Here is a 21,371-nt window from a genome sequence, read left to right as displayed (position 1 = left end):
GAGCCCCTTTCTCCATCTGGAAAAGGGGCAATTTTTTATCGCAGGTGCTCTACTCAGACTCCTTTAATTGCCCCTCTCCAGCGCCAGCAGTGCTTTTTTAATCTCCAATCCCCCCGCATAGCCGGTCAGGCTGCCGTTTTGGCCGATCACCCGATGGCAGGGGACGATGATCGAGAGCGGATTGCGGCCATTCGCCGCGCCCACTGCCCGCACCGCATCGGGTTTGCCGATGGTGCGAGCGATATCGCTGTAGCTGCGGGTCTCGCCGTAGGGGATGTCGCACAACGCTTGCCATACCGCCTGCTGAAAGGCGGTGCCACGGGCGGCAAGGGGCAGGGAGAAGCGCTGCAAGCGACCGGCAAAATAGGCGTCAAATTCGGCGAGGAAGGGAGCCAGCGCTTCGTGATCTTGCTGCCAGCCACTCATATCGGGCAGTGCCCGCAGGCCCGCCACAAAGTCCACGTGCACCAGACCGGATTCATTGATGGCGACCAGCAGATCGCCGCAGCGGGTCGGCAGAATATCGTAGCGGATCATGGTGTTATCTCCTGTTGTTGGGTATCTGGCTGTTGTTCGTTGCCAGTGGCACGGAGCAGCAAATCGGGCGCTTCGCTCATGGCGTGCCACAGCCAGCTGGCCGCATAGCTGCGCCACGGTTGCCAGGCGGCGCTTTGCGCCAACACCTCTTTCACCGGCAGCTTGGCACCGCCTCCGAGCGCCTTTTGCAGCACCAGATCGGAGGCGGGGAAGGCATCGGTATCTAGCCCGCAGCGCAGCCGCCAGTAAGAGACCGTCCAGGGGCCTATGCCCGGCAGCGCCAGCAACTGCTCGTCACTGGCTGTCGTGAGGGTCAGCTCGCCACTGGCCAGCGCCTGTGCCACGCCGCGCAGGGTGCGAATGCGACTGCCGGGCATGCCGATGCCGTCGAGATCGAGTTCGCACAACTGGGCGGGGGTCGGTAGTTGCGCCACCCCGAATTGCGCCTCGGTGCGGGCCACCAGTCGCCCGAGTATGGTGATGGCTCCCTTGACCGACACCTGCTGGCCGACGATGGCGCGCAGCATCACCTCGTATTCGTCCCAGCCACCCGGCAGCCGTACACCGGGCCAGCGCGCCTGCAAGCGGGCGAGCAGCGGGTCCTGACCGAGCAGATCACCGATCCGCTGCATGTCGGCATCGAGATCCCACATCCGGCGCACCCGATAGAGCAGATCGGGCAGTGCTGCGAGCGGCAGATCATGGACGGTAAGCTGCAGGCTATGCCCCTTGCCCTGCGCGATACGCACCAACGCGACCTGATCACCGACCCGGTAGCGCCGCTCATACACCTCACCATCCACCTGCTCCAGCCCGGGGATCGCCCGGAGCCGATAGAACGCCAGCATGGCCGCCACGTCATATGGGGGGTGGTAGGGCAGTTCCAGTGTCAGGGTTGCGCCGCGCGGCTGCGCGCTCATGTGCTCTGGCGCGTCAGCGTGCTGCTCCTGCTGGCGCAGGGAGCGCGGGGCCAGTCCGTAGGCGTTGAGCCAGGCGTCATTGAAGCGGCGGATACTGGCAAAGCCGGCGGCAAACGCGATGTCGGTAATGGGCAGCCCGGTTTCAGTCAGCAGCCGTTTCGCGAGCAGCAGGCGGCGCGTATGCTCCACCTGTTTTGGTGAGGCGCCAAGGTATGCCTCGAACTGGCGGCGCAGGGTGCGCTCACTGATACCGCTCTCCGCTGCCAGTTCGGCGAGCGTGCTGTCTGCCAGCTCGCCGCGATCGATACGCGCCAGCAGGCGAGCCAGTTCAACCGGCAGATCGCCACGGGCTGCGGGGGCCAGCTCCGGGCGGCAGCGCAGGCAGGGACGCAGCCCATACTGCTCGGCAGCTGCGGCGCTTTGGAAGTAGCGCACATTGTGCTCGTGCGGTGGCCGTGCCGGGCAGACAGGCCGGCAGTAGATGCCGGTCGAGAGCACGCCGGTAAAGAAGCGGCCATCGAAGCGAGCATCGCGGGCGAGCCGTGCGGCGTGACACTGCTCGCGGCTGAGGGTGTTGATCACCTCATCCGGTGACGACTCAGGGCTGTGCTTTGCATTCATGGTGTTGGCAGCTTTGCTGGAATAGATGGCAAGAGAGTAAGGGGGCGCGGAGGCCGTGACTAGCCAGAAACGGACAGGGATAGCAAAAATTGGCCAAAGGTTTTTTTGCTCTTTTATTGCACGGTTGGGTTTCACTCTTCGCTCCGTTGTTGTCCATATGTCGCGGCTCGATAGAAGGGGGCATAACGGATGTCGATTGGCCTAGCTTTATTTGCTTGGCGAGATTAGTGGCGGTGAAAACTGCTTAAAAATTAATAACAGATCACATAACTATCTTTTTTACATTGAGTGTGGTGATTTTGTGTTGTTCAATCGAGTCAGTTAATTTTTGATGATTATTAAGTCATCACATCTGCGGCCTTAGGCCGACCAATAACAACAACACTTGCCAAGGATGATAAGTGAACGACTGTAAGGCATGGCGCCATTGCCGGGGCTTTAGTCTGATCGAGTTGTTGATCGCCATGACGGTTGTCAGCATTCTCGCGGCCATCGCGTTGCCAGCGTATCAGGGTTATCTGCAACAGGGACGTCGTTACGAAGCGCAGCAGCAATTGCTGGAGCAGGCGCTCGCCCTCGAGCGTATTTATACCCAGCAGGGCCGTTATCCCAACACGTTTGCCACCCCTTCCAACACGGATTTCTACCAGTTCAGCTACAGCCAGCAAGATGCTGGCGACTACCTGCTCAAAGCCATTCCAACGACGCGACAACAGGATGAGTGCGGCACTCTGACCCTCGATCAGACCGGTTATCGCGCGGCCAATCGCCATGACTGCTGGGGATCATAAGATGAATGTGCGCGGATTTACTCTGATTGAGTTGATGATCACGGTCGGCATCGCCACCATCTTGCTATTGGTCGGGTTGCCCTCCATGAGTCAGCGCCTCGCGGCCGAACGGCTCGATCGCAGCGCGACCGAACTCGCTTCAGCCTACCGCTTTGCCCGCAGCGAAGCGGTCAAGCTGACCCTGCCGGTGGTACTGCAGGGCACCGAGAACGGTGGCTGGGAGGTGATGGCCGACAGCCAGCGGTTGCGTCAGGCATCAGCTCCCGGTGGCGGCGTGGTGATCAAGTCGTTTGACCCCATCCAGATCGCGCCAACCGGCAGCAGCAGCCACGCCGAGATCATTCTGGCCAATCGCCTCGGTGAGCAGCGGGTGCTCTGCGTGGCCCCGAGCGGCCAGCTGCTGCAAGGGAGCTGCTCATGAGAAACGCCGCACTTGCCCGCCAGCAGGGCTTCAATCTGGTGGAGATCATGGTTTCCATGGTGTTGGCGGTGATGGTGTTTCTCGGTCTCGCCAAGGGGCAGGTGGTCTCGTTGCAGCAGGCGCATTACAGCTTGCAGAGCACCCTGGCTACGATCGAGGCGAGCAACAGCGTGGAGCAGATCTGGAGTTCGCTGTGTGAAGTGCAGCGCAAGCCCGAGCGGTTCACCCAGGCCGATTTTCTTGCCCGCTTCACCCTGCACGAGGGTCACCGGCTGGTGCTGCCGAACCGTTATAGCGACAACTTTGTGGTCGCTATCGAGTGGCAGGATGAGCGGATCTCCGGCGCCAAGCGAGTGGAGCTGAACGCAGGATTTCCGCCTTTATGCTGAGCGTCCCTTCACGGCAACTAGGCGTCAGTCTCGTCGAGCTGATGATCTCCATGGTGCTCGGTCTGATGCTGATGCTGGCGATTTTTGCCGGTTACGCACCGATCAAGAGCACGGTCGAGCAGAGCAAGGCGTTGGAGCAGGCGAACGAAGTGCTGCGCTTTGCCACTCTCACCTTTACCAACAGCATCAAGCAGGCGGATCAGCTGATAGACGTGACCCCTGATCGCCTGACGCTGGCCTTCAAGGTAGAGGAGGGCAATCAGGTGCTCTCCTGCCTTGGCCACCAGAAAACCGCCGATTTTACCGAGCAGTACCGCTTCACGCCGCCGGTACTCAGTTGCGATGATGGGGATGGCCCGCGCCTGTTGCTGACCCATCTTCAGGATCTTGAATTCGGCCAGCAGGGTGCACTGGTCAATATCCGCATCTTGCCCGAAGGGCTGCCTAGCTATCTGGCACCGGGAGTAGAGGTGCAGGTGGCCCGCCGCAAGGCGGTCTGGGCAGCAGCGTTGGCCACATCCGGTGCCAACGCCACAGTAGGGGGAGCGGGATGAACAAGGGATTGCAGGGGCAGCGGGGAGCCGTACTGCTGGTGGTGCTGGTAGTGAGCCTGCTGTCGAGTCTGCTGGTGTTTACCAGCATTCAGGAGAACCAGTTGCAGACTCGCCTGAGCGGCAATTTTCACAAGAAGATCAATGCACAGCTCAGTGCCGAACAGGGGATGAACGAGAGTTATCGAGCCCTGCATCAGGCCCTTGGCGCTGAACCACGGATAGAGTGGGCTCAACTGGTGCAGAAGGTGCCAAGCAAGGGCGAAGGGGCCATGGCGGGCAGCCGCTTCAGCATAGATCAGCTGGATGCCTCCGCTGGCAGCAAGCTGGCGTTGCAGAGCCATGGCCGCTATCTGGAGGGAAATGCCAGCCTTAATGCCCTGTTTGCCCTCAAGCGTGAGCCCGGCAATCTCATCTTTCAGGATTCGGTGGTGGCATGCGAAGGGCTAAGCCTCTCCGGTAGCGGTTTTATCGACAGCTACGACTCGCGCAAGGGGGCGTACAAGGAGTCTGTTTCCGAGACTCTTAATCAGGGGCAAAACGCCAAGGTGGCGACTGTCAGCGACAAGGCCAATGTAGTGCTCGCCGGGCACTCCCCCATCTGGGGTGATGTGCGGGCGACCGGCTCGGTGACCTTGAACGGCTCTTCACCTGTTGCGGGTAATGTACTTGCTGGCGGCGATATCACCATTTCTCCCTCTGATGGGGTTGTCAGGGTTGAGGGCAGCGTGAACGGGAGTGGAAATTTTGCCTTGCAAGGGGGGCATATTGCCGGAGCTGTTGCGATCAATGGTGATGTCTCTATGGGTCATGGCACAAGCATTGCTGGCGACAAGTTGAACTATGGTGGGAAGGGGGCATTCCTTGATGCCAAGCATCAGAAGTATCTGGATCCCCAATACCGCACTCACCCCAAGCTGCCACCCGTGGCCGGGCAGGTGTGTGACCCGCTCAATGTGGTCGCGCTGCCCAAATCGTTCCCCCCTGCCACACTGCCCATCAATGGCCCGCTGACTCTGGGCGCCACCCAGCAGATGGTGCTGACCACGGATCCTGCCACTGGCTCGGTCACCAGCAGCAACCAGCACAAGCCCGGGCTGCCGCTACCCGGCAAGGGGGAGCTGTTTGGCAAGGATCAGACCATTTATCAGCTCGACAGTCTCAATATGGGGGCCGATGCCACACTCACCATCAAGGGGGATGTGGTTCTGCTGATCGACAAGGATTTCACCATGACTGGCAGCAACAAGTTGACGGTGAGCGAGGGGAGCAGCCTGACCCTGATCGTCAGCGGCAAGGTCGATCTCGGGGCCGGTGCCGAGGTGACGGCAGCCAAACAGGGGCTGACCGCTGGCGGTACGCCTGCTATCTCCCTCTATTCCGCGTATAGCGGCAAGGATGGGGTCAAGCTGTCGGGCAATACGCCGCTCTATGCCGCTCTCTATGCCCCGCTGACCGAGATGAAGATCAGCGGAAGTGGCGGTCTGTACGGGGCGGTGCGGGCAAAACACCTGACCGAGAGTGGTGCAGGTGGTGTGCACTATGACGAGGCGCTGGGCATGGCAGATCTGGGGGACGATCAGGGGCCACCTCCGACGCTGGCACTGCGGCAGTGGCACTTTGTGCAGTGAGGCTGGTGAGCCGCTGAAAAGGATCGAACGGGGCGCGCAACTGTGAGAAGGTGGAGATCTGTCCACCCAGCCGTTCACTGTTGAGGAGAGCTCCATGCCAGGCCCCGCTCGCGCCGGTGCCCTGATCTATGCCAAGGATCCGGGCCTGCTGACCCACTTTTATCGTACATTGCTGCAGATGGTGGTCTGCAGTCAGGATGAGCAGCTGGTAGTGCTGGAAAACAGCGATATCCAGCTGCTCATCCACGCCATTCCCGAGCCTTATGCCGGGCAAGTCGTTATTAAGCGGCCGCCAGCACTGCGGGAAGAGGGGGCCATCAAGCTGTTCTTCACCGTCTCCAGCCTCGCCTGGGCAGAAGCGAAGGCGGCGGATCTCGGCGGCGGTTTGTTGTCACAGCAGTGGACGGGGCCCGGCTTTGTGGTGCGCAACGCCTTCGACCCTGAGGGCAATATCCTGCAACTGCGCGAGTTGCTGGGTTCCCCTGATCCTCTCTGAATTTTCTCTTTTTACAGCATGGTGGTGGCGGCGTGCTATGCCATGCACCGCCATAAAAACGGGGCCCTGTAGTGGTCAACTAAAAAGGGCCCCGTTCTGCTGTTAGCTTACTGCGCTCATTACTTCAGGTAGCGCTGTTCCAGATGCTGGCGCAGCCAGTGCGGGTTGAGCGCTTCACCGGTGGCGCGGCGCACCAGCTCGTCGGTGCTGTGCAGGCTCCCCTGTGACCAGATGTTGCGTCCGAGCCAGCCGAAGATCTCCGGCAGGCGTCCCGCCGCGATCACCTCACCCATGCTGCCCAGCTCTTTTTCGAGGGCAAAGCGCAGCTGGGCGGCATACATGGCACCCAGGGTGTAGCTCGGGAAGTAGCCGAACGAGCCGTCGGTCCAGTGAATATCCTGCATGCAGCCATTGCGGTAGTTGCCCTTGGTTGAGAGCCCCAGCCACTGCTGCATCTTGGTGTCCCACAGCTCGGGTATGTCGGCTACCTCGATCTTCCCTTCCACCAGATCGCGCTCCAGCTCGTAGCGCAGGATCACGTGGGCCGGATAGGTCACCTCGTCCGCATCGACCCGGATAAAGCCCGGCTCGACCCGGCTGTAGAGCTTGGACAGATTGTCCGGTGCAAATGCCGCCTGCTCGCCGAAGTGGTGACGAATGCGTGGCGCCAGCAGCGCGAGGAAGGCGGGATGATGGCCCAGCTGCATCTCGCAAAACAGGCTCTGGCTCTCGTGGATCGCCATGGAGCGCGCTTCGGCCACCGGCTGACCCAGCAGATGGCGCGGCAGCCCCTGTTCGTAACGGGCGTGACCGGTTTCGTGCACTATGCCCATCAGGCTGGAGACAAACTCCTGCTCGTTATAGCGGGTGGTGATCCGCACGTCGGTCGGCACGCCGCCACAGAAGGGGTGACTGCTCACATCGAGGCGGCCGTGTGCGAAATCAAAGCCGAGCAGCCCCATTACCTCCTGGCCGAGTGCCTGTTGGGTCGGGATGGGGAAGGGGCCTTGCGGCAGCAGCAGGGCATCGCCCTTCTGCTGTTCACTCACGGTCTGGATAAGAGCCGGCAGCCAGCTGGCGAGATCGCCGAAGATTTGATCGAGCCGTGCGCTGGTCATGCCCGGCTCATAGAGCGCCAGCATGGCGTCGTAGGGGCGCACGCCAAGCGCATCGGCCCGCAGCTGCGCCACGTCACAGGAGAGTTTCACCACCTCCTCGAGATTGGGGGAAAAACCGGCCCAGTCGTTGTTCTTGCGCTGGCTGCGCCAGGCATGCTCGCACTTGCTGCCGGCGAGTGACAGCGCTTCGACCAGCTCACCGGGCAGCAGGCTGGCATCTTGCCACTGGCGCTTGATCTCGCCGAGGTTGGCACGTTGTACTTCATCGAGCGGTTCGCTCTCGGCCTTGGCAATCCAGTCGCCCAGCTCGGGAGCGGTGCGCTTCTGGTGGATCAGCAGACCGAGTTCTGCCATCGCTTCGGCGCGGGCATCGTTGCCCCCTTCCGGCATCATGGCTGCCTGATCCCAGCCGCAGATGGCGGCGAGGTGGCTAAAGCGGTGGATCTGCTGCTGATGTTGTTCAAGCTTTTGATATGACATGGGATTGTCCTTGTTATCGTCCCTGATGGTATGCCGCCCCGTACCTGGCATGCTCGGGGCCGTTCGATGCTAACACCGCCGCAGCATCGTTGACCACCATCATGCAGGCGGGCCAAAGGCGTGGGGCGAAACGCGGATTAGCCGAGCCGCTTCTGGTGCCGCTCGCGGTTTTCCGCTTTTTTGCGTTCGCTTTTGCGCAGCAGCACATAGAGGGCACCGCTGCCGCCGTGGCGACGCTCGGCACTGTGGATCGCCATGACGGCGGGCAGTTGCGGCAACCAGGCGCTCACATAGCTTTTCAGCAGGGCGCGCGGGGTGCTGCGCTCCCCCTTGCCGTGCAGGATCAGCAGGCAGCGGATATCCCGGACTTCACAATCCGCAATGAACTGCACCAGCGTCTGGCGCGCTTCGTTAAGGGTTTTCTGGTGCAAGTCCAGGCTGGCCTGCAGCTCGTATTTGCCGAGCCGCAGCTTCTTGTAGACCCCCTCCTGCACCCCATCACGCTTGAAGCCGACGATTTCGTGCGGATCTAGCATCTCGATGGCCTCCATGGTGAGGTGGTCGAGGGCGAGTTGCTCGGCGGTGGCAGCCTGACGGCGAGCGAGCTGCGCCTCGGTCGGGGCGGATTTGGCCGCATGGGGATGGATGTTGTCGCTGCGAATGGGCCGCACGTCGGCCACTTCATTCATGAATAGCGAGAGTTCGTCGTTATGAGACACGGCAGGCTCCCCATAAGAAAAAGTGGGGGCCATTATAACGGCCGCAACCGGCACAGAAAACGGGGAAAGGGGGAGGGGATAAGGGGCGCCCAGCATGGACACTGGTGCATCTTGGCCCGGGAATCACAGTCGCGAACCATAAAACAGCACAGGCGGTCAGTGTGAACTGCCGCCTGTGGTCAGAGGATTATTTGCCCTCTTTGGGTTGTTGAGAATGGGGTTGCTGTGAATGAGGCGGTTGCGAGTGCATCACCTTGTAGATGAAGTAGGCCGCGTAAGAGCTGATGAGCAAGAAGGTGCCGATAATCACCAGCATCGACATCAATCCCACGCTGTTGCCAAACATCAGGTCCAGCCAAAAGTCCATTTTATTGCTCCTGTCACCCGGTTGATGACAGGCATGATAAATACCTCTTTGCCCCGTCCGGGATGATCCCGATCAACTCCCTTGCAGGTTGTTTAATAACCAGTGCGATCTGTGATCGTTCTCACTGGACTCCTTGCGACCGAGCCTGCACAGGGCCCGGTGTGGTGAGCGGGGTAATGCGCCACCCCTGCTGCTCCAGCAACGTCAGCAACCCCTGTTCGCCGTAAAGGTGCAGGGCGCCTACCACGATAAAGCTCTCGTTGGGCAGGGTGGACCATTTCTTCAGCCAGTTGTGGTTGCGCTCGGCCAGCAGGGTCTGCTCCATCCAGCTTTGTAGCGCGGGCGGGGCCATCTCCTCCTTGAGCAGATTGATTAGCGTCGCCTCATCTCCCTGCTGCCACGCCTTCATCACGGCGGCGAAACCACTCTCCAGCATCGGTAGCTCATCCAGGGTGCTGGCGAGCATCAGGGTCTGGTTGTCACCCACGCTGGCCAGATAACCGAGCTGCTCCAGCAGGGTTTCAAAACCCACTACCGGTTTGCCCTCTTTGGCGGCCCGGGTAGCGAAGTGCTTGTCTATCCCGAGTTCACTCTTGAAGTCGGAGCGGGCCATGGCGGCCTGGGTCAGGGTAATGGCGGCAAACCAGGGGCGCAGGGTGGCGAGGGTAGCCTCGTCGATGCCATAGCGGGCGCCCGCCATCAGGGTGCGTTGATAGAGCTCGGCAGGCAGATGATCCTTGAGCGGCTTGCCATCCACCAGTCGGGTGAGGGAGCCGGTCTGTTGCCACTGATCCGGCGTGATGCTGTTCATGTCCACCTCCATCACCAGTGCGCGACTCTGCAGCCAGGCACGCTCCACCGGCTCGGGCAGAGGATAGAGGGAAGGTTTGCCCGCATGGATGGAGCCCAGCAGCCAGTGTTGCTGGTTGCCCTTGCTCACCCGATAGAACGCGGGATCGGCAAAGGCGTGCAGTGGTAGCAGCAGGCAGAGCAGGAAGGCAAAGAGGGTGCGATGAAATCTCATGGGGATCCTTAATGTGCGCCGGGTGACTTCTCTTGCTGACAATAACCCCTATGATAAGTCCTCATTTCAGATAACCAAGAGGTTTGCCATGCCCCATCTTCGTTTTCGCGCCGTGGCGCTCGATACCCTGCAACAGGTGAGCGACCCGCTGCTGGCCGAGCTTTGCGAGCTGACCGGCAGCAAGCCGGAGTTTGTCACCATGGAGCGGGTGGAGAGCTGCTGGATCCGTAACGGCGAGCCAGAGGCGGGATTTCCGTTTGTCGAGTTGCACTGGTTCGAACGGCCGCAGGAGATGCAGGACGCCGCCGCGCGCCTTATCACGCGCCATTTGAAGCAGGTGCTGGGGGAGCAGACCTATGTGGTGGTGCAGGTGGTTCCTTTGGTCAAGAGCGCCTACTACAGCAATGGCGAGCACTATTGAAGAGAGGGACAAACCAGGTTGGCGGGACGGGTGACGCCGCTACCCGGCTAACGCCACTTGGGCGGCAGGATGCTTATCGTCAATCACGGGATCAGGCTGATTTGGCCAGCAGTTTATCGAGCCAGCGAGTGGGCAATACCCGTCGCAGGAAGGCAAACAGCCGGGTTGGTGTGGTCACCGGATAGCGCGCCTTGGGATGGGCGTGGGTCAGCGCATGGAGCAGCGGCGGGATGCAGGCTTCGCTTGGGAGGGTAAAGCCGCTGGTGGCCCCCTCTTTTTCCAGCCGCGTCAGGGTCTGGCGGTAGGCCGACTGATGACGGCTCTGGGCCGGATCGATGTGCCGCAAGAAGGCGCTGCGGGCATTGGCACGAAAACGGGTATCGATGGGGCCCGGTTCAATCAGGCTGATATGTACCCCGCTACCCGCCAGTTCAAGGCGCAGAGTGTCGCTATAACCTTCCAGCGCAAACTTGCTGGCGTTGTAGGCGCCGCGATACTTCATGGCAACCAGCCCCAGAACCGAGCTGTTCTGCACTATCCTCCCCTCTTTGGCATCCAGCATCGGCGGCAGCACCTGACGGATCAGATGGTGCCAGCCAAACAGGTTGGTATTGAATTGCTCCCTGAGCGCTTCGGTGGGCAGATCTTCCAGCGCCCCGGGTTGGCCATAAGCGCCATTGTTGAACAGGCCATAGAGGCGCCCGCCCGCCAGATGGAGTGCCGCACTGGCACCCAGCTCGATGGAGGCAGAATCCGCCAGATCCAGCTGTACTGCCAGCAATCCCTGTTGCTGCAGACGGGCCACATCTTCCGCCTTGCGCGCCGAGGCGATCACGGTAAAACCGTGCTGCCCGAGCGCCTGTGCGGCGGCGAGGCCAATACCGCTGGAACAACCGGTGATCAGAACAAAACGGGGCATGATGGCGTCCTTGTGACTGCTGACAAAAGCGTGCGGGCTGGTGAGCGGATAAAATCCTTATCCGGCTCGCATGTTAGCCTGCCAACCGGTAAAAAGAAAACCGGGCCAAGTGGCCCGGTTTGCTGACATCGTATTGCCTGATTACATGAAGGTAAGCGGCATGATGATGTGGAACTTGACGTCGTGCTCGGAGGCGAAGATGTTGGGGTAATCGGTCCAACCGCCGCCTTGGCTGATGTCGTTGTTGTAGTCGGTGTAGTGCAGTTTGAACAGGGTACCTTTCAGCTTGCCATCCTGCACGGTATAGGTGACATCGAAGTTGGCTGCCCATTCGGTATCTTCACCGTTGGCTGCTTTCTTGCCTTGACCGGTTTCGATATCCCAACCGTAAGCACCGGATACACCGACGGACCAGCCAGGAGCACCAACCAGATCATCCAGAGAACGGGTCACGCCGAAGAACAGCGCTTTCTCGTTGTTGGCGTTCCAGTCAGAGCGGGAGTCCCACCAAATTTCGTTGGCACCCTGAGAGTTGGCGTAGCCACGGGTCAGACGGGGCAGGTAGTTGCCTTCCGCACCTTCAGCCTTGGTCCACAGACCTTCCAGACGGAAGCCGTACGGGCCCATGCCCCAGGCAGCTGTCAGAGCTTGTTGCCATGCCAGACCGTCATAAGTCTCGATCTGGGAAGCGCCCTTGGTGTAGGTCTCGGTCTCGGAACCGTAGAACTGGTAGCTGGTGGAGAGGCCGCCCAGTACGTCAAACTTGTGAGCCAGTTTGAAGTGGTAGCTGTCCATGTAGCCTTCGGACTGACCGAAAGAACCGGTCACAGCAGTGCCATTTTCGAAGGTGTAACGGGCTGCAATACCGTGGATGTAGTCGATGACGTTTTCATCAGCGAACGGATCCATCCACGCTTTGGCACGGGAGAAGACCTGAGTCTCTTTGTACCAGGGGGCCTTGTACTCGTCAGCGATGGCGTAGGTCAGGTAGAGGCCACCGAAGTTACCTTCAACTTGACCACCACGATAGGTACCCGGCTGATAAGACCAGTTAACACCGATTTGGCCAGGGACATACAGCTGGGTATAACCACCCTTGGCAGTGATGCCGCCGTCCAGGAATTTCAGCTTCATCGCTGCGTTGGAGAGGCTGAAACCACCTTCAGGGGAGCCATCTTTGGCGTTGTTGCCCCAAGAACGGCCAGCGAAGGAGAATTCGTTTTCCTGGTTGACCGGGTGATTTTCGGTAACGGCCAGGTCATAGGCACCGAAGCCGCCCAGATCCAGACCTACGGTGTCCCAGGCATAACCGGAGTTGAAGTTGAGAGCGGCTTGAACGGTGGAATGGCTCAGGTTGGACTGGTATTTGCCTTCTTTCTTGGCTGCAGTCGGGTCACCATCGATGCGCTGACGATCACGCTGGAAGTAGAACAGACCGCCGGTCAGTTTGGAGTCTTTAACGAAGGTTTCATAGGACTGGCCGTATTCCGGGCTCATCATATCCTGAGCTGCCAACGCCATACCGGGGGCGACCAGAGCGGCTACCACAGCGGCACTCAAAGCGGCGCGCTTGAAGATCACTTTTTCCATTTTTATTGCTCCTGATTTTATGGACTTAGCTTTTTTTTCCGGCAGTTGGCATCGGGCCTACCGCTCGGTATTGGCATTGCAATCAAAACCCCGAAGGGCAAAAAATCTTGTCTTGGCTACCTGCAAACCCGGATGTCTTGGCACATCTGTAGTTGGCAGTCCTGATCATCACATGTTGTTTTTTTATGTTCCGATTCTTGGCTATCGGACAACTCCAAGAGTACGTTCGCGGTGCGAAATATCAATGAAAAGTTCCCTCAACGTTTCAAAAGTATGACCGAGTGCAAATAATCATGGGCAAGGTCGTAAACAGCCTCATGGCAGGTATCACGGTGATGAGAGCGTTTTCTTGAGGCTGCGGCCAGCGCCAGTGCGGGTTTTCATCCGGTACGGGGGAAGAGGTGTCAGTTAACCTGCCGATAACAGATAATTTTGTGCTACAAAAAAACTTTCCCTCTGGTCGAGGGAAAGTGATCTGGTGAGGATGCGGGGCGAATAGGGTTCAGCCTTGCTGGCCGAGGATGCGGGGGATCTGCTGCGCCTGATGGTGGATATGGGACGAGACCTGCACCGAGAGCTGACTCACCTGACGGGCATGCTGATGGATACGGGTGATCAGATCGGCAAAACTGGCCAGCTTGTGTTCCTGACTTTTGGCGTTGTCGGCGCCCTGCAGGGCGATCACTGCGGTGTTGCGGGCGATCTCCCGCACTGCCTGGGTGGTCTGGCGCAGTTGTTCCGCCTGCGCCCGCTGGCGGCTTGATTCGCTGGTGATCCGGTTCAGTACAGTGCCAAGCTGTTCACCGGATTGGGTCAGACGCCCCAGAATATCGGTGATCTGGTTGAGGGATTGCTGGGTATTGGCCGAGAGGTGGCGCACTTCATCGGCAACCACGGCAAAACCGCGTCCCTGTTCCCCTGCGCGGGCCGCTTCGATGGCAGCGTTGAGGGCCAGCAAGTTGGTCTGCTGAGCGATATGACCGATCACATCGACAATGGCCGTCACATCGGCAACCGAGCGGGTGAGGGCTTGCAGCGCCTCATCGCTCTCGTCAATCGCCAGTCCGGTCTGATGAGTGGCGTGCAGCATGCTCCCCACCAGATCTTCGCTCTGGCTCATCGCCTGTTCGTTATGGTGGGCATGCTGGGCGATGTCGGCGGCGACCTGATGGACCTCTCCGGCCAGCTGGTTCAGCTCATCCATCATCTGGCCGCTCTCGTCGACCACCTGTTCGGTGGTGCGGGTGCTGTGATGGATCTCGTCAACCTGGCTGACCATTCCTTGCAGGCTGAGGGATACCGCTGACAGCTGCTCCTCTTTCTGTTGCTGATCCAGTTGCAGGCGGCCGATCAGCCGGTTGTAGCTGACAACGATATCGGCCAGCTCGCTGCGATCACGTCCGGCAGGCAACGGCTCGGCCAGCCCTGTCTGATCGAGCAGCATAAAGGCACGGCGCAGTCGTAACAAGGGGGTGAGCAGCCAGCGTCGTTGCACCAGCGCAAACAGCAGGGCGACTATCACCAGACAGAGCGCCAGTGTGCCGAGGATGGTGGCCAGCTCCTGATTGACGGCTTGCCGTTCGCGGGCAAGTTGTTCCCCCATCTGTCTGGTCGCTTGCAACATGGCCATGATGTCTTGCTGCACGGTCTGGCGGCCAGCCTGTTGCTGTTGTAGCGCCGTGCGGCTGTTGGCCAGCTCCTGCGGATAGCGGCCCAGCAGTGAGCGTAATTCGCTGCGCGGTTGATCTCCCAGCTCCTTGCGTACCGCCTCCCCCAGCGTGAACTCATCGGCGGGCGCCTCTTCATACAGGCCGAGCAGCGGCAAGGCTTGCAGCGCTTGCGCCTGTTTTTGCAGTGCCTCCAGCTCAAAGCGGATCCCTTCGAGCAGCTTTTCATTGCCCTGCTCCATATAGCTTTGGCGCAAATGGGCGAGGCGCGGCAGGCCCGCCAGGATCTCGGCCGCACCGCGGCGATATTGCTGTGCTGCGGCAGATTGTTCCGTGCTGGCGCCTTGCTCCCCATAGCGGATCAGCGCCATGGCCTGGCTGCCCAGCTCACTCTCCGCATTTTGCAGCAGCAGCTGGCTGTTGCCCGAGAGCTTGCCTGCGGCCTGATAGTCGTGAGCGATGCGCTGCCCCATCTGTTCGAGTTGCTGCCTGAGCGGGGCCGCCACGGCATCATCCTGAGTGGTCAGCGAGGAAAGCGCTTGCTGGCGGATCTTCTCCGCAGCGGTCAGTTGCTGTGGATCGCCGCTGTTGAGGTAGTCACGCAGGCTGTTTTGCAGGGTCACTGTCACCAGTTGTTGCAGCGTCTCGTGCTGATGCTGGGCCTGATTGGTACGGGCAAGCTGCTGCCAGCCGTGGTAGAGGGCCAGCGCCTGTCCTCCCGCGACCAGTAACAAAACAAGGGAGGAGAGGGTGGCGTAATGGGCGATTTTCACGGGGTAATTCCTGTCAGCACAGACCATGGGGGAGCGTGGCCAGAGCCTAAACAGGGATGATGGCGTTTTTATGACAGCATGGTCAGGTGGCCCCATTTTGCCGATTTAACTGGCTGGGGATACCTGAGCGCTGTTGCGTTGGCCCAGCATACCGAGCAGGGCGCCTCCTATGATAAGTGCCCCGGCCAGTAGATGGCGCGAGGTCAGCTCCTCTCCGTTCAATGCCACTAACAGCAAAGTACTCAGCAGCGGTGTCAGGTAGGCAAGGGCACCGATCCGGCGTGGGTCCCCATCGCGCAGCGCAAGATACCAGGTCACAAAGGCCGCCCCCATGGGCCCCAGCGCCAGCCCGATGATCAGCCACCAGTCACTGGTGGGGAGCTGCGCGAGCGGCAGGGGCCCCTCCAGCAGACGGGCAAGCAGCAGCGCCAGCAAACCTGCGGGCAGGCAGGCTGCCGCAGTGGCCACGGCGGGGGCTGGCGGCAGACGGCGTGATAGCACCGAATAGGCCCCCCAGACGACAGCTGCACCGAGCGCCAACAGGTATCCCGGCAGATAGGTCTGCTGCAGTTGCAGCTCGCCATTGACCATCACCAGCATGGAGCCCGCCAGACCAAAGGCGCCAGCCAGCAGATGACGGGCATGGAGTGGATGGCCGGGCAACAACAGCGGGGTGAACAGAATGATGCAGAGCGGCCAGAGGTAGTTGATGAGGTTGGCCTCCAGCACCGGGGCATGGCGAAAGCTCATAAAGAGCAGCAGATGGTAGAGCAGCAATGCCGTAACCGTCACCAGCCAGGTAATAGGACGAGCGCGCCATTGGCGCCAAAACGGCAAGGCCCCGACCCCGCAGAAAAACAGCACCAGCCCGACCAGCACCAGTGGTGACACGCTGGTGACCCGTGACGTCAGCGCCGCCAGCGAGGCCCACAGCACAATGGTCAGCAGTGCAAAACCGGTGGATCTATCCCACCAGGAACATCCGGACATCCAACACTCCTTTGCAAGATGAAACAGGGCTTGGCCTCAAAGACAAGCCGAAGAGAAGCAGTCTATCAGAGAGCGCATGCTCTAAACGCAGAAAGGAGAGGGTCATTACGGTTGGATGGTCGGATTCATTGTTGCCAAAAACGACCAAGGGGTTAGCACCATGAAGATGCCAACCCCTTGTTTTGTATGGCGCTCCCGACTGGAGTCGAACCAGTGGCCTGTCCCTTAGGAGGGGACCGCTCTATCCTGCTGAGCTACGGGAGCTGTGTGGCGGGCATTATACAAGAAGCAACTCCCTTTTAAACCCTTGATTCTTATTCCAATACTGCCAAATCCCCATTCTGGATGTTAAACGGCGAATATTTGTTCTGGCTGCTAATGATGGCGCCATCGTCGAATACCTGCACCACCTCGAACAAACCATCGGCCGGGTTGCGCATCATGCGCGACTTGCCGTAGGGGTCGATGAAGTCGGCGTTGTGCTGGATGCGGAACTGATCGCCAAGCTTGACGCCGTTGCGCCGCCCCAGATTGATGTAGGGGCCGCGTTCGTTCTGGCCGACTACCCGGGCGGTGACCGGGGCGCAGGTGAGTTGGGCTACCAGATCCTGAGCCGCCTGCTGCAACTGGTAGTTGACCTCCTGGCCGTAGCTCGATTGCCAGAACTGGCCGCTGCTGCTGCCCACCTGTTCCCGCTTGCCAAAGGTCCAGGTGGCACGCCCTTCGTAGACCTTGCGGTTGACCAGGCTGCCGTTGATGCCGTCAAACAGGTAGAGTTGCATGCGAAAGTTGCGTACGGGATCCTCATACCAGCTGGTCAGCTGGTTGCCCTGCGGCTCGATGGAGAGATCGTCGATGCTGCCGAGCACCAGATACTGGCTGTCGGTACGCAGGCTGAGCGCCTTGATCTCTTCGAGGGCACTGCGATCCCCCTGTTGCAGATGCAGCGGATCGATGCGCAGGTTTTCATCCAGCCACTGGCGCACCGCGACCCCTTGCGGCGCGTTGGCGAGGGTTTCGAACAGCCGGCGTGAGAGGTTTTCCGGCATGTCGTCCATGGCGCCGTAGCTGGCTTGGTCCGGATAGCGCATCCGCAGCCTCACCAGTGTCAAATCCTTGGCGAAGTGCTGGGTCTGGCAGATCTGGCGCTCGGCCTGAATGTCGGCCACCAGGGTGATATACATGCGGCCGTTGCGCACCTCTTCCCGCTTGAGCCGATACTGGCGAATGTCGCCGCCGGAACGGATCTGGATCTGCTCGGATCGCAGGCTGCCATTTTCCAGACGCTGGACGCTGGAAACGGCCGCGCCGCTGGCCAGCAGCGCCTGACGCAGGGCGTCGCGGGTCGCCTGCTCGCGGGCATAGACCTCATCGCCCCCCAGAATGGCGGCGCTGCCCTGCGCTTCGATAATCTCGGCGCGGGCGCTCAGGCTGGCCAGCAGCAGGGTCAACAGCAGCGGTAATTTCATAGCAGATACCTTGAGTTGGCGGGCAGCCGAGCCATTTTGAGGAAATGGCTCGGCTGGCCGACATGGATCACAACACGTTCACAACACGTTCCAAGTGGCAGCGCACGTTGGCGCTGACGATGTCCATTAAAAAGCAAGAATCATGCCTCATTCCCGGCTCAAGCTTTGTCCGGCGCGTCCGATAATAAGTCAGGTGCAGATACAGGAAAGGTATCCATGAACAAACTCATCACGGCGTTGGCGCTTGCCTTGGCATTGACCGGGTGTGGCTCCGACCCTATCAATCGGGATCAGGGTGACCCCCGCCAGGCGGCGCAGGGGATGGAGCTCAACTGGCTGGTGGCGCGCATGACCGATCAGCTGATGGAGCGCAAATCGCTGACCACCCTGACCGAGCCCATCGCGGTGGCCTCTTTCGTCGATCTCGATACCCTGCAGGATACCAACTGGATGGGGCAGCAGATTGAGGAGAGCTTTATCTACGAGCTCAACCGCCGCGGCGAGGTGGTGGTGGACTTCAAGTTGACCGGCAGCATCAAGGTGACGCCGCAGGGGGACTTCGTGCTGAGCCGCAACTACAAGGAGCTCTCTTCCCGTTTGCCGATCTCCCGCATTCTGGTCGGCACCTTCAGCCGCAATAGCAAGGGGATCCTGGTCAACGCCCGCGTTATCGACATGCGCACCAAGATGGTGGAGACCACGGCCCAGAGCCTGATCCCGCAAAAATATCTGTTCGGTGCCAACAATTCGTTTGGTCGGGCATCGATCAATCGCGGTTATCTGATGCGTGACAGTCAGGCCCGGCCGGGCGGTCATCTGGTCAACCTGACCCCGTGAGGAGCGAGTCATGAAGATCCTGTTTGGTTGCCTGTTGGCACTCTTGCTCAGCGGTTGCAGCTACAATCGGGTGGTGGATTACACCCAGGGTGGCAAGCCCGATGATTTTCCGGTGCTCAAGGCGGTGGGCTATGCGGTGATCGACATCCAGCCTGGCCCCTCCCAGTCGGAGAAGATGCTGCAAGCCATTCGCGCTTCCAAGATGGATGCTTATCGCGAGCTGGCAGAGCAGCTCAATGGTCAGCAGGTGCGCGGTCAGAGCAGCTACCGTGACCTGACCCAGACCTCCAACTCGCTGGATGTGTCGGTCGCTGGTGTGGTGCGTGGTGCCCGTGTCGTAGCCTCCTATCCGCGCGGCAACACCTATGCCACCGAGATGGAGCTCGATACCCGTGCCCTCTACAACATCAATCAGTTGATGGCCGGTCAGTTCTGAGTTGATGGGCTTGCCGTGAAAACCGGCATCAAAACAAAAGGCGAGCAGGGTGCTCGCCTTTTGTCGTTGTGGGCTGGTTAGCTCCCCATCAGCACCGGCGGCACTGCGGTGGGTTTCACATCCTCGCTCGGGTAGCAGCCCAGCACCTTGATATAGCGGGTGATCTTGGTCAGTTCCACCAGTGCGGCCTGCATCGCTGGGGTCTGCAGGTTGGCGGAGACATCCAGATAGAACATCTCTTCCCACGGGTTGCCCTGCACCGGACGGGATTCGAGCTTGGTCATGTTGATCTCGTGGTTGCGCAGTACCAGCAGCGCCTCGACCAGCGAACCCGGCTTCTGGGAGGTGGACATGATTAGGGTGGTCTTGGCCGGGATCTGCGGCGCCACGTCGATGGGCTTTCGCGCCACCACGATAAAGCGGCTGTAGTTCTCTTTCTGGTTGGCGAGCTGCTCGGCCAGCACGTCCAAGCCATACAGTTCGCCACCGGCGGCGCTGCCGATGGCGGCGGCCTCCGGGCTGGCCAGCTCTCTCACCTTCATCATGGCGCTGGAGGAGGAGTCGCAGATCTCGTGACGCGCCCCTTCCAGCTTGCTCAGATAGTGGGAGCACTGCTGGAACACCTGCGGGTGGGCATAGAAGGTCTTGATGCGGCCAAGCTCGGTCGGTACGGCGGTGAGGATGCAGTGCTCGATGGGGTAGGTGAGCTCGCCGACGATGGAGAGGCTGGTGTGCTGCATCACGTCATAGACTTCGTTGATGGAGCCCGAGCTGGTGTTCTCGATGGGCAGCACACCGAAGGCGGCGCGGCCTGACTCCACGGCATCCAGCACTTCGCGGAAGTTCTGGCAGTTCACCTCGATCACCTGATCCTTGTAGCGCGCCAGATATTTGCGGGCGGCCAGGCTGGAGTAGGAACCGCGCGGTCCCAGATAGGCGACGCTGGTCATCGGCTCCTGCTGCTCCGGGTTGAGCAGGCTCTGCAGATAGGCCTGCTGGGAGAGCACAGAGTCTTCGATGATGGTGTGATAGATGCGAGTGATGTACTGGGCATCCAACCCAAGCACGCGCCCTTTCTGGATCAGGGCGACCAGCAGCTCCTGCTCCCGCTGGTGGTCACGAATGGGGCGCGGGTTGGCTTGCTTGGCACGGGCGACCTCGATGCTGAGGGTCTTGCGTTTCGCCAGCAGGGCAAGCAGCTCCTGATCCAACCGGGTGATGTCTTGTCTGATCTCGTCGAGCGTTGCCATGATTGTTCCCTATCCAAGTAATCGATTGATATTAATGCAAAAAAAAGCCTCCGCTAGGGGAGGCTCGATTCGTCTTTGCTTTCTGTTCACACGACGACAGGCCTTCCCTCAAGCGGGCCGGATAAACGAGAAAGCAAAGAAGAATGGTGCGTGCATAGGTGTGTCCTTGAAGTAACGTCATAACCATTAAGGGATTTGCCGGTCTGATGCAAGTAAAACTTGCCCGCGGGCGGGGATGGGGGCAGGGTATCCGGTTAAGAAAATGGCGTATGAGCGATGTTCTATTGACTCTGTTTTTATGACTGAAACCCAGTGGGGGAGGTAAAGACGATGGCGATTATTTTCGATCTGGGACGGGTGGTGGTGAGCTGGGATCCGGTAGGCATAGTGCGTTCCGTGCGTGGTCCGCAAGGGGCCGAACAGTTGGCCGAGCAGCTCTTTAACCACCCGGATTGGCTGGAGGTAGACAGAGGCACCATGTCGCTCCACACCATGGCCCGGGAAGCGCAAGCGCGCACAGGCCTCTCGGCGGCACAGAATCTGGCCATTTTACAGGCAGTTCCCGCTTCCCTGCTGCCAGATCCCGCTATGCTAACCCTGATAGCCGAGCTGCACGGGGCGGGGCACACCCTGTATGCCCTCTCCAACATGGGTCATGCCAGCATCGATTGGCTGGAGCAGCATCAGGATTTCTGGCGCTTCTTTAGCGGCAAGGTGGTGTCGGCGCGGGTGCGGATGATGAAGCCGGAGCCGGATATCTACCGCTATCTGCTGGTGTCGTTCGATCTGAAACCGGCAGAGTGTCTCTTCATCGATGACAGTCCCGCCAACATCGCGGCCGCCGAGGCCCTCGGTATCAGGGGGATCGTCTTTACCGACGCGGCGAGTTGTCGTCAGCAACTGGGTGAGCTGGGCTGTTTGCCCGCCACCGGCAGGGGGTGATGCCCCTCTAGG

Annotated in this window: 22 protein-coding genes, 1 tRNA gene and 1 other annotated feature; of the genes, 10 read left to right on the top strand and 13 right to left on the bottom strand. The window is 60.1% G+C overall.

Annotated features, from left to right (window positions below):
• Nucleotides 1–63 precede the first annotated feature (63 nt).
• Nucleotides 64–537, bottom strand: a complete 474-nt coding sequence (locus ACB042_RS08680; protein ID WP_139461154.1) for a methylated-DNA--[protein]-cysteine S-methyltransferase — start codon at nt 535–537, stop codon at nt 64–66.
• Nucleotides 534–2,078 carry an AlkA N-terminal domain-containing protein gene (locus tag ACB042_RS08675; protein WP_323935480.1) on the bottom strand — a complete coding sequence of 515 codons (1,545 nt, stop codon included), beginning with the start codon at nt 2,076–2,078 and terminating at the stop codon, nt 534–536. The genes ACB042_RS08680 and ACB042_RS08675 overlap by 4 nt, the downstream gene beginning before the upstream one ends.
• A gap of 401 nt (nt 2,079–2,479) precedes the next feature.
• On the opposite strand from ACB042_RS08675, the gene ACB042_RS08670 reads away from it, so the two are divergent.
• The 6 genes from ACB042_RS08670 (at nt 2,480) to ACB042_RS08645 (ending at nt 6,357) form a co-directional block, all read left to right on the top strand.
• Nucleotides 2,480–2,869: a type IV pilin protein gene (locus ACB042_RS08670; protein ID WP_323935482.1), complete on the top strand. Its 390-nt coding sequence runs from the start codon at nt 2,480–2,482 to the stop codon at nt 2,867–2,869.
• A gap of 1 nt (nt 2,870) precedes the next feature.
• A complete protein-coding gene (locus ACB042_RS08665; protein WP_371178243.1) occupies nt 2,871–3,290 on the top strand; it encodes a GspH/FimT family pseudopilin in 420 nt (139 codons plus the stop codon).
• Nucleotides 3,287–3,679, top strand: coding sequence for a prepilin-type N-terminal cleavage/methylation domain-containing protein (locus tag ACB042_RS08660; protein WP_323935485.1), 393 nt, complete (start codon nt 3,287–3,289; stop codon nt 3,677–3,679). The genes ACB042_RS08665 and ACB042_RS08660 overlap by 4 nt, the downstream gene beginning before the upstream one ends.
• Entirely contained in the window at nt 3,673–4,233 is a 561-nt protein-coding gene (locus ACB042_RS08655; RefSeq protein WP_323935487.1) for a prepilin-type N-terminal cleavage/methylation domain-containing protein, read from the top strand. The genes ACB042_RS08660 and ACB042_RS08655 overlap by 7 nt, the downstream gene beginning before the upstream one ends.
• Complete coding sequence (locus tag ACB042_RS08650; protein ID WP_323935488.1) at nt 4,230–5,861, top strand: hypothetical protein; 1,632 nt, start codon at nt 4,230–4,232, stop codon at nt 5,859–5,861. Before ACB042_RS08655 ends, ACB042_RS08650 begins: the two co-directional genes overlap by 4 nt.
• 94 nt (nt 5,862–5,955) lie before the next feature.
• A complete protein-coding gene (locus ACB042_RS08645) occupies nt 5,956–6,357 on the top strand; it encodes a VOC family protein (RefSeq protein WP_106842329.1) in 402 nt (133 codons plus the stop codon).
• A 119-nt stretch (nt 6,358–6,476) separates the two neighbouring features.
• Here the strand turns inward: ACB042_RS08645 and ACB042_RS08640 are convergent, their stop codons facing one another.
• The 4 genes from ACB042_RS08640 to ACB042_RS08625 all read right to left on the bottom strand — a co-directional run bounded on the left by ACB042_RS08640 (nt 6,477) and on the right by ACB042_RS08625 (nt 10,065).
• Nucleotides 6,477–7,955, bottom strand: a complete 1,479-nt coding sequence (locus ACB042_RS08640) for a carboxypeptidase M32 (RefSeq protein WP_371178242.1) — start codon at nt 7,953–7,955, stop codon at nt 6,477–6,479.
• A gap of 137 nt (nt 7,956–8,092) precedes the next feature.
• Nucleotides 8,093–8,674, bottom strand: a complete 582-nt coding sequence (gene smrA, locus ACB042_RS08635) for a DNA endonuclease SmrA (RefSeq protein ID WP_042080672.1) — start codon at nt 8,672–8,674, stop codon at nt 8,093–8,095.
• Nucleotides 8,675–8,861: 187 nt separating this feature from the next.
• Nucleotides 8,862–9,041, bottom strand: a complete 180-nt coding sequence (locus ACB042_RS08630; protein ID WP_005338733.1) for a DUF3149 domain-containing protein — start codon at nt 9,039–9,041, stop codon at nt 8,862–8,864.
• Nucleotides 9,042–9,162: 121 nt separating this feature from the next.
• Nucleotides 9,163–10,065 (bottom strand): TraB/GumN family protein, encoded by a 903-nt coding sequence (locus ACB042_RS08625; protein WP_371178241.1) that lies wholly within the window; start codon nt 10,063–10,065, stop codon nt 9,163–9,165.
• Between the two features lie 88 nt (nt 10,066–10,153).
• Here ACB042_RS08625 and ACB042_RS08620 point away from each other — a divergent pair, with 88 nt between their 5' ends.
• Complete coding sequence (locus ACB042_RS08620; protein ID WP_371178240.1) at nt 10,154–10,486, top strand: DUF1904 family protein; 333 nt, start codon at nt 10,154–10,156, stop codon at nt 10,484–10,486.
• A gap of 91 nt (nt 10,487–10,577) precedes the next feature.
• Here ACB042_RS08620 and ACB042_RS08615 read toward each other — a convergent pair whose 3' ends face one another.
• From ACB042_RS08615 to ACB042_RS08590, 6 genes are all read right to left on the bottom strand, one after another.
• Nucleotides 10,578–11,405 (bottom strand): SDR family oxidoreductase, encoded by an 828-nt coding sequence (locus ACB042_RS08615; RefSeq protein ID WP_371178239.1) that lies wholly within the window; start codon nt 11,403–11,405, stop codon nt 10,578–10,580.
• A 141-nt stretch (nt 11,406–11,546) separates the two neighbouring features.
• Nucleotides 11,547–12,995 carry an OprD family outer membrane porin gene (locus ACB042_RS08610; RefSeq protein WP_005338723.1) on the bottom strand — a complete coding sequence of 483 codons (1,449 nt, stop codon included), beginning with the start codon at nt 12,993–12,995 and terminating at the stop codon, nt 11,547–11,549.
• A gap of 502 nt (nt 12,996–13,497) precedes the next feature.
• Nucleotides 13,498–15,435, bottom strand: a complete 1,938-nt coding sequence (locus tag ACB042_RS08605) for a methyl-accepting chemotaxis protein (protein WP_371178238.1) — start codon at nt 15,433–15,435, stop codon at nt 13,498–13,500.
• 105 nt (nt 15,436–15,540) lie between these two features.
• Complete coding sequence (locus tag ACB042_RS08600; RefSeq protein WP_371178237.1) at nt 15,541–16,425, bottom strand: DMT family transporter; 885 nt, start codon at nt 16,423–16,425, stop codon at nt 15,541–15,543.
• Nucleotides 16,426–16,612: 187 nt separating this feature from the next.
• Nucleotides 16,613–16,689, bottom strand: a tRNA-Arg gene (locus ACB042_RS08595).
• Nucleotides 16,690–16,739: 50 nt separating this feature from the next.
• On the bottom strand, nt 16,740–17,894 hold the full coding sequence (locus tag ACB042_RS08590) for a flagellar assembly protein FlgT (protein WP_371178236.1): 1,155 nt from the start codon (nt 17,892–17,894) through the stop codon (nt 16,740–16,742).
• Nucleotides 17,895–18,110: 216 nt separating this feature from the next.
• Here ACB042_RS08590 and ACB042_RS08585 point away from each other — a divergent pair, with 216 nt between their 5' ends.
• Together ACB042_RS08585 and ACB042_RS08580 are read left to right on the top strand one after the other, a co-directional pair.
• Nucleotides 18,111–18,731, top strand: a complete 621-nt coding sequence (locus ACB042_RS08585) for a FlgO family outer membrane protein (RefSeq protein WP_005338718.1) — start codon at nt 18,111–18,113, stop codon at nt 18,729–18,731.
• Between the two features lie 10 nt (nt 18,732–18,741).
• Nucleotides 18,742–19,167, top strand: a complete 426-nt coding sequence (locus ACB042_RS08580; protein ID WP_042058298.1) for an LPP20 family lipoprotein — start codon at nt 18,742–18,744, stop codon at nt 19,165–19,167.
• A gap of 77 nt (nt 19,168–19,244) precedes the next feature.
• On the opposite strand, the gene pheA is transcribed toward ACB042_RS08580, so the two are convergent.
• Entirely contained in the window at nt 19,245–20,417 is a 1,173-nt protein-coding gene (pheA, locus tag ACB042_RS08575; protein ID WP_371178235.1) for a prephenate dehydratase, read from the bottom strand.
• 38 nt (nt 20,418–20,455) lie between these two features.
• Nucleotides 20,456–20,577, bottom strand: a sequence feature (Phe leader region).
• A 170-nt stretch (nt 20,578–20,747) separates the two neighbouring features.
• On the opposite strand from pheA, the gene ACB042_RS08570 reads away from it, so the two are divergent.
• Nucleotides 20,748–21,359, top strand: a complete 612-nt coding sequence (locus ACB042_RS08570) for an HAD family phosphatase (protein ID WP_040068548.1) — start codon at nt 20,748–20,750, stop codon at nt 21,357–21,359.
• Nucleotides 21,360–21,371 lie beyond the last annotated feature (12 nt).

The organism is Aeromonas sp. S13(2024) (genome assembly GCF_041402405.1).
GTDB classification, from domain to species: Bacteria; Pseudomonadota; Gammaproteobacteria; order Enterobacterales; family Aeromonadaceae; genus Aeromonas; species Aeromonas veronii.
This window is presented reverse-complemented; position numbering and strand designations above follow the sequence as displayed.

Excerpts from the sequence above, each read along its gene's own strand:
- ACB042_RS08660 (WP_323935485.1), top strand. The coding sequence starts at position 3,287 with ATGAGAAACGCCGCACTTGCCCGCCAGCAGGGCTTCAATCTGGTGGAG.
- ACB042_RS08645 (WP_106842329.1), top strand. The coding sequence starts at position 5,956 with ATGCCAGGCCCCGCTCGCGCCGGTGCCCTGATCTATGCCAAGGATCCG.
- ACB042_RS08630 (WP_005338733.1), bottom strand. The coding sequence starts at position 9,041 with ATGGACTTTTGGCTGGACCTGATGTTTGGCAACAGCGTGGGATTGATG.
- ACB042_RS08655 (WP_323935487.1), top strand. The coding sequence starts at position 3,673 with ATGCTGAGCGTCCCTTCACGGCAACTAGGCGTCAGTCTCGTCGAGCTG.
- ACB042_RS08625 (WP_371178241.1), bottom strand. The coding sequence starts at position 10,065 with ATGAGATTTCATCGCACCCTCTTTGCCTTCCTGCTCTGCCTGCTGCTA.
- ACB042_RS08640 (WP_371178242.1), bottom strand. The coding sequence starts at position 7,955 with ATGTCATATCAAAAGCTTGAACAACATCAGCAGCAGATCCACCGCTTT.
- ACB042_RS08570 (WP_040068548.1), top strand. The coding sequence starts at position 20,748 with ATGGCGATTATTTTCGATCTGGGACGGGTGGTGGTGAGCTGGGATCCG.
- ACB042_RS08600 (WP_371178237.1), bottom strand. The coding sequence starts at position 16,425 with ATGTCCGGATGTTCCTGGTGGGATAGATCCACCGGTTTTGCACTGCTG.
- ACB042_RS08590 (WP_371178236.1), bottom strand. The coding sequence starts at position 17,894 with ATGAAATTACCGCTGCTGTTGACCCTGCTGCTGGCCAGCCTGAGCGCC.
- ACB042_RS08620 (WP_371178240.1), top strand. The coding sequence starts at position 10,154 with ATGCCCCATCTTCGTTTTCGCGCCGTGGCGCTCGATACCCTGCAACAG.
- ACB042_RS08615 (WP_371178239.1), bottom strand. The coding sequence starts at position 11,405 with ATGCCCCGTTTTGTTCTGATCACCGGTTGTTCCAGCGGTATTGGCCTC.
- ACB042_RS08665 (WP_371178243.1), top strand. The coding sequence starts at position 2,871 with ATGAATGTGCGCGGATTTACTCTGATTGAGTTGATGATCACGGTCGGC.
- ACB042_RS08650 (WP_323935488.1), top strand. The coding sequence starts at position 4,230 with ATGAACAAGGGATTGCAGGGGCAGCGGGGAGCCGTACTGCTGGTGGTG.
- ACB042_RS08580 (WP_042058298.1), top strand. The coding sequence starts at position 18,742 with ATGAAGATCCTGTTTGGTTGCCTGTTGGCACTCTTGCTCAGCGGTTGC.
- ACB042_RS08610 (WP_005338723.1), bottom strand. The coding sequence starts at position 12,995 with ATGGAAAAAGTGATCTTCAAGCGCGCCGCTTTGAGTGCCGCTGTGGTA.
- ACB042_RS08680 (WP_139461154.1), bottom strand. The coding sequence starts at position 537 with ATGATCCGCTACGATATTCTGCCGACCCGCTGCGGCGATCTGCTGGTC.
- pheA (WP_371178235.1), bottom strand. The coding sequence starts at position 20,417 with ATGGCAACGCTCGACGAGATCAGACAAGACATCACCCGGTTGGATCAG.
- ACB042_RS08585 (WP_005338718.1), top strand. The coding sequence starts at position 18,111 with ATGAACAAACTCATCACGGCGTTGGCGCTTGCCTTGGCATTGACCGGG.
- ACB042_RS08675 (WP_323935480.1), bottom strand. The coding sequence starts at position 2,078 with ATGAATGCAAAGCACAGCCCTGAGTCGTCACCGGATGAGGTGATCAAC.